The organism is Bacteroidota bacterium (assembly GCA_021300195.1).
Lineage (GTDB): Bacteria > Bacteroidota > Bacteroidia > J057 > JAJTIE01 > JAJTIE01.
The window spans coordinates 1-7,850 of record JAJTIE010000050.1; the positions used below are offsets into that span (position 1 = coordinate 1).

8 protein-coding genes and 2 tRNA genes are annotated in these 7,850 nt (G+C 55.9%); 4 read left to right on the forward strand and 6 right to left on the reverse strand.

Annotation, left to right across the window (positions count from 1 at the left end):
* From LW884_10500 to LW884_10510, 3 genes are all read right to left on the reverse strand, one after another.
* On the reverse strand, nt 1-365 hold a 365-nt coding region (locus LW884_10500), incomplete at its 3' end, for a hypothetical protein (GenBank protein MCE3008759.1).
* Nucleotides 366-483: 118 nt separating this feature from the next.
* Nucleotides 484-567, reverse strand: a tRNA-Leu gene (locus LW884_10505).
* A gap of 88 nt (nt 568-655) precedes the next feature.
* Nucleotides 656-731: transfer RNA gene (locus LW884_10510), tRNA-Gly, on the reverse strand.
* A gap of 203 nt (nt 732-934) precedes the next feature.
* Here LW884_10510 and sucD point away from each other — a divergent pair.
* Nucleotides 935-1,819, forward strand: a complete 885-nt coding sequence (gene sucD / locus LW884_10515; GenBank protein MCE3008760.1) for a succinate--CoA ligase subunit alpha — start codon at nt 935-937, stop codon at nt 1,817-1,819.
* Between the two features lie 48 nt (nt 1,820-1,867).
* Nucleotides 1,868-3,415, forward strand: coding sequence for a PKD domain-containing protein (locus tag LW884_10520; GenBank protein ID MCE3008761.1), 1,548 nt, complete (start codon nt 1,868-1,870; stop codon nt 3,413-3,415).
* Here the strand turns inward: LW884_10520 and LW884_10525 are convergent.
* Nucleotides 3,399-3,716, reverse strand: a complete 318-nt coding sequence (locus tag LW884_10525) for an antibiotic biosynthesis monooxygenase (protein ID MCE3008762.1) — start codon at nt 3,714-3,716, stop codon at nt 3,399-3,401. The genes LW884_10520 and LW884_10525 overlap by 17 nt on opposite strands.
* Before the next feature lie 151 nt (nt 3,717-3,867).
* Here LW884_10525 and LW884_10530 point away from each other — a divergent pair, with 151 nt between their 5' ends.
* The gene (locus LW884_10530) at nt 3,868-4,863 is read left to right on the forward strand and encodes a PhoH family protein (protein MCE3008763.1); all 996 of its coding nucleotides are present in this window, start codon (nt 3,868-3,870) and stop codon (nt 4,861-4,863) included.
* Complete coding sequence (locus LW884_10535; protein MCE3008764.1) at nt 4,860-5,657, forward strand: helical backbone metal receptor; 798 nt, start codon at nt 4,860-4,862, stop codon at nt 5,655-5,657. The genes LW884_10530 and LW884_10535 overlap by 4 nt, the downstream gene beginning before the upstream one ends.
* 63 nt (nt 5,658-5,720) lie before the next feature.
* Here LW884_10535 and msrB read toward each other — a convergent pair whose 3' ends face one another.
* Both msrB and LW884_10545 read right to left on the reverse strand, forming a co-directional pair.
* Nucleotides 5,721-6,137: a peptide-methionine (R)-S-oxide reductase MsrB gene (gene msrB / locus LW884_10540; protein MCE3008765.1), complete on the reverse strand. Its 417-nt coding sequence runs from the start codon at nt 6,135-6,137 to the stop codon at nt 5,721-5,723.
* A 220-nt stretch (nt 6,138-6,357) separates the two neighbouring features.
* On the reverse strand, nt 6,358-7,850 hold a 1,493-nt coding region (locus LW884_10545; GenBank protein ID MCE3008766.1), incomplete at its 5' end, for a T9SS type A sorting domain-containing protein.

Sequence of the window (7,850 nt, forward strand, 5' to 3'; positions counted from 1 at the left end):
AGGCTGGTATCGGTGTGCTGGCCCCAGGCGTCCCAGCCGATCCACTGCTCTATGGCCTGGTAGAGGCAGCTTAGGTCGCCGGCGTCGGCCTGGGCCTGCAGCTGCGCGAGGCGGCTGGCGCAGCTGTTTCCGGCGGGCAGGGTGCGGTAGGTGCTGCCGATGGTGAGGCCGCGGTAGGCCAGGCGCCGGCCGTTGAAGGTGAGGTGGATGGCGCTGGGGCAGTCGTCGTCCAGGGTGAAGGGGAGGAGGCTGAGCTGGTAGGGGGTGTCGGGGCTGAGGCCGCTGAGGGTGTAGGTGCTGTCGGTGCCGGAGGCGGCGTATACCTGGGTGGGCTTCGTACAGCTGGTACTGCAGGAGGGCCCCAAGCAGTACAACCCTATCACCTGAGCACCAGCAGCCCCCCACGCAACCGATAGCGCTGGAGAGGAAATGCAGGAAGATCAGCCGTACGTGATTTACAGACCGTTTGACTCCCGCTAAGGGTACCCGGGACGGGGGTCGAACCCGTACAGCCTACTGGCCACAGGATTTTAAGTCCTGCGCGTCTACCGATTCCGCCACCCGGGCAGGGCGTGCTGTACTACAACACAAAAGCGGGAGCTAGCACAAACACTAGCGGAAACAAAAAAAGGCCAGTGTACTGACCTTTTATGTCTGGAGCGGAAGACGAGATTCGAACTCGCGACCCCAACCTTGGCAAGGTTGTGCTCTACCAGCTGAGCTACTTCCGCGAACGGGCCACAAATATGGCAGGTTTTTCCTTCCCATGTCAAGCCCCTCATGAGATTTTTTTTGAAACTTTATCCGGATCGGCACGCTCGCAGCCTGCCACTGGGGGGTATGGCCCCCCGGCGCCAAAAAAACAGACTCTGCTGTTTGTCCCCTTATCAAAATTGCCTAGTTTCGTGCAGCCTAATTCAAAATCAAGATCTACATGAGCATCCTCGTAAATAAAGACAGCAAAATCCTGGTGCAGGGTTTCACCGGTAGCGAAGGCTCCTTCCATGCCCAGCAGATGATCGCCTATGGCACGCAGGTGGTGGGCGGCGTTACACCCGGCAAGGGAGGGACCAAGCACCTGGACCGCCCGGTGTTTAACACCGTAGAGGATGCTGTAAAAGCCACACAGGCCAGTGTATCCATCATCTTTGTGCCCCCGGCCTTTGCCGCCGATGCCATTATGGAGGCAGCAGATGCAGGCATCCAGCTCATTGTAACCATTACCGAAGGCATACCCGTGAAGGACATGGTGTACGCCAAGCAGTATATAGACGAGCGCGGCGTGCGCATGATCGGGCCAAACTGCCCAGGCATCATCACCCCGGGCGAGTGCAAGCTGGGCATCATGCCCGGCTTTATCCACAACCCTGGCAAGATTGGCATCGTTAGCCGCAGCGGCACGCTTACCTACGAGGCCGTAGACCAGGTTACCAAGGCAGGCATGGGCCAGAGCACCTGCGTGGGTATTGGCGGCGACCCCATCATTGGCTCTCCGCACCTGGAGATCCTGAAGCTATTCAATGAAGACCCCAACACAGAGGGCATCATTCTGATTGGCGAGATTGGGGGCAGCAACGAGGAGATAGCTGCCGAATGGGCAAAACACCATGTAAAGAAACCCATAGTAGGCTTTATAGCGGGCCAAACAGCACCTCCGGGCCGACGCATGGGCCATGCCGGTGCCATCATCAGCGGTGGCCAGGGCACAGCTGCCGAGAAGATGCGCGTAATGGCAGACTGCGGAATAACCGTAGTGGAAAGTCCCGCCGAGATAGGCGTTACCATGGCGCGGGCGCTGGCACGGGTGCGGGCCAACTAGTGTCCGTTCCCCCGCTCTCTATCCGCACCCATCCGTCCATCTCTACCTATGCGTAATCCCAAGTGGGCACTGCACTGGGCTATCCGCCAGGCAGTTGGTGTCTTGCTGCTGGGTGGTTTGGCTGCCGGTGTCCCCCTTTGCAGTACGCAGGCACAGTACTACCCCACCCTGGGGTGGCAGCGGTTTTATGGGCTGGATGGAACAGATAGCCCCACCGACCTGCTGAGGCTGCCAAACGGTACCCTCGTGCTGGCCAACAATCACTACGACGATGCCGGGTGTGCCACGGCGCAACTCATCGGCATTGGCCCCGCAGGCGAGCACCTGTGGCAGCGCGACCTGGGCTGTGGCCTGGTGCACGACCTGTGCCTGAGCAGCGACCAGCAGCATTTCTACTATGCAGGCACTACCCCACAGCACCTGCTGCACCCGGAGCCAAACGCCAATAACGAAGGGCAGGACTACTGGATCGGAAAACTAAGCCCAACGGGCAGCCTGCTGTGGAACAAGGCACTCGGGGGGACCGGGCGCGATCAGGCCTTTGCCATTGCCCCCGATGCCGACCAGGGCATCCTGGTGGCTGGCAGCAGCTGGAGCAAGGACTATGAGGTACCTGCTGGCAGCGGCAAGCTGAACAATGCCTGGATACTGAAACTGGATGCCTATGGGCAGATCCTGCACAGCTTCTGCCTAGGGGGGACCAAAAACGACTGGATAACCGCTGCAACCCGCACAGCCGACGGGGGCCACCTGCTACTGGGCTATACCACCAGCGAAGACCTGGACAACAGCCGAAGCCGAACAAATGGAGACGCCTGGGTGATCAAGCTGGATGCAACTGGGAAAACCAGCTGGCAGCGGGTGCTGAAAGAACCCTACGAAGACGAGCTGTGCGCCCTGGTAGCGAATAGCTACAATGTACTGGCCGCAGTGGGCAGCAGCTTTAACAGCCAGGACTCCCGGCAGTTCTGGTTCGTAAGGCTAGATGAAACAGGCAACCTGCAAACCGACAAAAAATGGGGTGGAAAGGGCATAGAGCAGCTAACTGGCCTAGCCCTATGTGCAGATGGGGGATATATACTATGCGGCTACTCGCACTACTACGACCTGGAAAACAGCTACATCAAGGGCCAGCAAGACCTATGGGTTATCCGCACCGATGCCCAGGGTGAAATCCTGTGGCAAGAAACCTACGGAGGGCCAGACCTGGAAGGGGCGCGGGCGATTGTAGCTACCGAAAACAACTACTATGTGCTGGGGCAAAAGCATAACACCTTTGATGCCAGTGCCCCCAGCCGAGGCATGGATGCCTGGCTGCTCAAGATTGAAGAACAGCCCTGTAGCCAGCTGGTAGCCCGGTTCGAAACCAACCTGGCCAAGCCCAGCATCCCTGCTGGTGCCAGTGTACGATTCATCAACCAAAGCCAGCAGGCCGACCGCTACCACTGGTACTTTAGCGACGGGTCCGAAAGCACCGAGGTTTCGCCCACCAAGACTTTTGCACAGCCGGGTAGCTACACCGTACGCCTAACGGCCTACCGAAACAGAAGCTGCGAAAAAACCTACCTCTACCCCACCCCTATTGTGGTAAAGTAGCGCCGGGTGGCAGGGTCAGCGTCCAGCTCATGGCACTGGGCTTGGCCCGAAAGAGCTGCCGGGTGCGCTGCCAGGTGGCTGCAAACAGCTCGCTCGACCTGTAAGCCTCCAGGGCATCGGCACCCGCCCAGAGGCTAAGGGTGTAGTATGTATCGGGCTCAAACGGATCGGCAGCCACCTCTACATACAGGCAGCCCGGAAATGACTGAATACGAGGCTGCACTTCGTCAAAAATCTCCATAAAGTGCGCTACCCCATCTGGCCTAAACCGAAGTGTAACGAAGCGAACAAGCCTACTCATCCCGCAAATAAAGAATGCCAAAAGCAAAAACCGAAAGAACCAGTAAAATCAGGCTTTGGATTGGCACAACATTCACTTAACATTTGTACTGCATATTCGTACACCACTCAGGAGAAACTCACCCAACCCCTCAACCTCTTTGGCAGCCGCAATCATAGAGCAAGACATCGTCTTGGATGAAATCAACCCCATGGATTTTTATGGGGTGAATAATGGTAATATGGACCTGATCAAGCAGGCCTATCCGGATGTGCGCTTTATTGCCCGGGGTAGCACCCTGAAGACGCTGGGCGAGCCGGGCAGGCTGGAGGTTATCCAGCAGGTCATCGAGTCGATTATACAGGAGATCCGCAAGTTTGGCCCGATAGACCCTATACGGGTGGCCGAGCTGCTGACCTCCACACCCGAAGAACTGGTGGAGCGAGAGCTGGCACCAAACGTGAATGGGGAGGGCATGCTGCTAAAGGGCGTGAATGGTAGCCCCATCCGGGCCAAGACCGATGGCCAGCGCCAGATTGTAAAAAGTGCCGAAAAAAACGATGTGGTGTTCGCCGTTGGCCCAGCGGGCAGCGGCAAAACCTATACAGCCGTAGCAGTGGCAGTGCGTGCCCTGAAGGAGAAGCTTGTAAAAAAAATCGTATTGGTACGGCCCGCAGTAGAGGCGGGCGAAAAACTGGGTTTCCTGCCGGGCGACCTGAAAGAAAAAATAGACCCCTACCTGCGCCCCCTGTACGATGCGCTGGAAGACATGATACCCGCACCCAAGCTGAAAGACTACATTGAAAATGGTACGGTAGAGATTGTGCCCCTGGCCTACATGCGGGGCCGAACCCTGAATAACAGCTTCATCATCCTGGATGAAGCACAAAACGCTACCGAGATGCAGCTGAAAATGTTCCTGACGCGCATGGGCATCGACAGCAAGATTATCGTAACCGGAGACACCAGCCAGATAGACCTACCCAAGCAGCAAAAAAGTGGCCTTGTGCAGGCCACCCGGATGTTCAAAGACGTGAAGGGCATTGGCCTCATCCATCTATCCGAAAAAGATGTGGTGCGCCACGCCCTGCTGCGGAAGATACTGGCCGCCTACAAACTGGAGGAAGAAACGGCACGCAAAAAAAAGGAAGCGGATAAGGACGCATGATCCTGCACGACCATTTGGGACGGAGGGTGGATGTGCCAGCCCAGCCCGCCCGCATCGTGTCGCTATGCCCCAGCCAGACCGAAACCCTCTTTGAGCTAGGGGCGGGCGCGCAGGTGGTAGGCGTAACCAACTGGTGCATACACCCCGATGAGGCTCGGTCCAAAACAGCGGTGGGGGGCACCAAAAAGGTAAACCTAAACCGACTGCACGCCCTGAAGCCCGACCTGATACTAGCTGAAAAGGAGGAGCAAACCCGTGAACTGGTAGAAGCCCTGGCGGCCCACTACCCCGTTTACGTAACCGATGTGCGCAGCCTGAGCGGCGCACGAACCATGATAACAGACCTGGGGCAGATACTGGGCCTAACCGACCAGGCTGCCAAAATGGTACAGGACATAGATAGCCACTGGCGCAGGCTGGCAGGACTGGCAGGGGGCAGGAAAGTACTGTACTTCATCTGGCAGGAACCCTATATGGTGGTGGGGGCAGACACCTATATACACGATGTACTCACGCACCTTGGCTTCCGAAACCTGGCAGCCACCACCTGGCAGGAGCGCTACCCCAGTGCCAGCGTGGAGGCGCTGCAGCAACTACAGCCCGACCTTGTGTTTCTCTCTTCGGAGCCCTATCGCTATACCGAAGAGCACGTGGCGCAATACCGGCAGCTATTCCCAGCGGCAAAGGTGCTGTGGGTGGATGGCGAGATGCTTAGCTGGTACGGTAGCAGGATGCGGAAAGCAGCAGAATACCTGCACGGGCTGATTTCCGGGCTGGGTATCCCGGGGACATAACCCGCATTGGGTAGCAGGAGAAGCCTACCCGGTATGGATGACTCAACGAGGGGGGGGGCCTGATTACTCGGCTTTTGGTTCCAGCTTCAGGCTCAGGGAGTTTATGCAATAGCGCATGCCGGTAGGCTTGGGCCCGTCGGGGAATACATGGCCCAGGTGGGAGCCACAGTTGCTGCACACCACCTCCGTACGCACCATGCCGTGGCTACGGTCCGTAAGCTCAACCACCCTGCCCTGCTGTATGGGCTTGAAAAAACTGGGCCAACCCGTGCCACTATCAAACTTGGTTTGGCTCTCAAACAGTGCCTGATTGCAGGCCCTGCAGTGGTAGGTGCCGGGTCTTTTCTCGGCAAAATATGCGCCCGAACAGGAGCGCTCTGTACCCCGCTGGCGGAGCACCTCGTACTCCTCGGGCGACAGTATCTGCCGCCACTCTGCCTCAGTCCTTTGTACAGGGTATGTACGATCTGGCTGTGCCATGCATGCTTGATTTAGTAATGCGAATAAAAAAACAACGAGCGAAAATGGGACACTTTTCATAACGGACTTGACTCTTGAACCAAGATGGTAACAGCCGAATTCCGCAATTTGTTTCTTTCGAGAACAACAAAGGCAAGACATCAATCATACGGATAAATTTAAACCCGATGCCAGTATCAATACAACACGAAAAAGAAGCTCATCAGGCACGTTAACTTCCTCAGTGAATGTGTAGCTTTTGATTTAGATTATCACTTCCCAGCTTCACTTGCAGTAGGTATACTCCGTGAGCTATAGCTGTGGAAACAGGCAAGTTATACGCGCCAGCCGCTAATTGCATTTGGCTACTCCACACCTCCTGTCCCAAAGCATTCAGGAGTTTCAGGTTAATGGTGGTTGGCCTGGTAATAACTACCGGAATCTGGAACTCACCATTGTTCGGGTTGGGGTATGCATCTCCGATGTGGTTTTCTGCACCCCCATCCCTACTGAGTAGTATGGTATTGCTAAAAATGGCGGCACCATCAAAATCTACCTGCCGAATCCGGTAGTAATAAGATCGATCTAGCAAGCCCTGATCCAGATGGCCGTAGCGCTGTAGTGTACTGCTATTTCCTACGCCATCTATCGTGGTTACCCGCTTCCAGGCTGTTTGTCCCTCTGGTCTTCTTTCAAGCTCGAAATGCTTGTTATTCACTTCACGTGTCGTGCTCCAGCTAAGCTCTGTGCTGGTATTGCCCAGCCATTTGCCCGTCAGGAACAATCCCTCAACAGGGAGAATGGCCGTTCCAACCAGGGTAACATCGAATGTTGCATCCGTGCCAGAAAATCCATCCACGGCAATCATATAGGTTCTATTGGGAAGCAAGTTTCCACCGCCAAAATCATAGCTTACATCGGCAAGGCTCTCAGTGCTCGAACAAAATATCGGGTTGCGATCAGAAGGGGTACAGGGATCTGGCCCGGTAACCTCAGAAATCTCCACCTGAATACCCCTGGTACCAATACTAGGGGCTATGTTTGTAAAATTGATTATTGCAGTACCTCCGGTGGCATCTGTCGTGAAGCTATACCAAACGGTGTTCTCAATAGAAAGACCACCTGAGGGTGTGGAACAACTACTGAAGCTGGGATCCTCGCCAACTGCTGTAGTGGCAATGGTTGTCTGGCTGGTAGTAGTTGTCCCCAGGCGTAGCTCCTGGGCACACACACAGTTATCGTTACAGTTCGGAAAACTAACAAGGTTGGCACGGAGGGTATCGTTCTGCACAAAAAGATCGGACAAACCATTGGGCCTTGCTACCCAGGCCCTGACGGGGGAAGACTGGCGGGGCACACTTACATTCGTAAATGTGTGGGTGTAGGACTGGCCTGCTGCTACATTTAGGCCCGTGAGGGTAATGGTAGTGGGTGCGCCATTTACCTCATAGGTTAAGTCCACCGAGCTGAGCGTGCCTGGTGTGGTACATACCGGCCCATTGTAGCGGAACGTTACATCCAACTCATGCGGGCAGGGACCAAAACAACCAGAAATATTGATGGTCTCCACATCCCGCTTATTATCGATCAACTGAAAATTATCCACTGCAAACTGTACGGGATTGGCAGGGGGGCCGTCAAAACGTGGATCGTAGCGCAAGCGGAACTGTACACAGGCGTTTCCGCTCAAGGCGCACAGGTCATAGGAGACACGCGTCCAGCTAGAAACACTAT

Bases quoted from the DNA above. Each gene is read 5' to 3' on its own strand.
- LW884_10520 (MCE3008761.1), top strand. From the start codon at position 1,868: ATGCGTAATCCCAAGTGGGCACTGCACTGGGCTATCCGCCAGGCAGTT.
- LW884_10535 (MCE3008764.1), top strand. From the start codon at position 4,860: ATGATCCTGCACGACCATTTGGGACGGAGGGTGGATGTGCCAGCCCAG.
- LW884_10525 (MCE3008762.1), bottom strand. From the start codon at position 3,716: ATGAGTAGGCTTGTTCGCTTCGTTACACTTCGGTTTAGGCCAGATGGG.
- msrB (MCE3008765.1), bottom strand. From the start codon at position 6,137: ATGGCACAGCCAGATCGTACATACCCTGTACAAAGGACTGAGGCAGAG.
- sucD (MCE3008760.1), top strand. From the start codon at position 935: ATGAGCATCCTCGTAAATAAAGACAGCAAAATCCTGGTGCAGGGTTTC.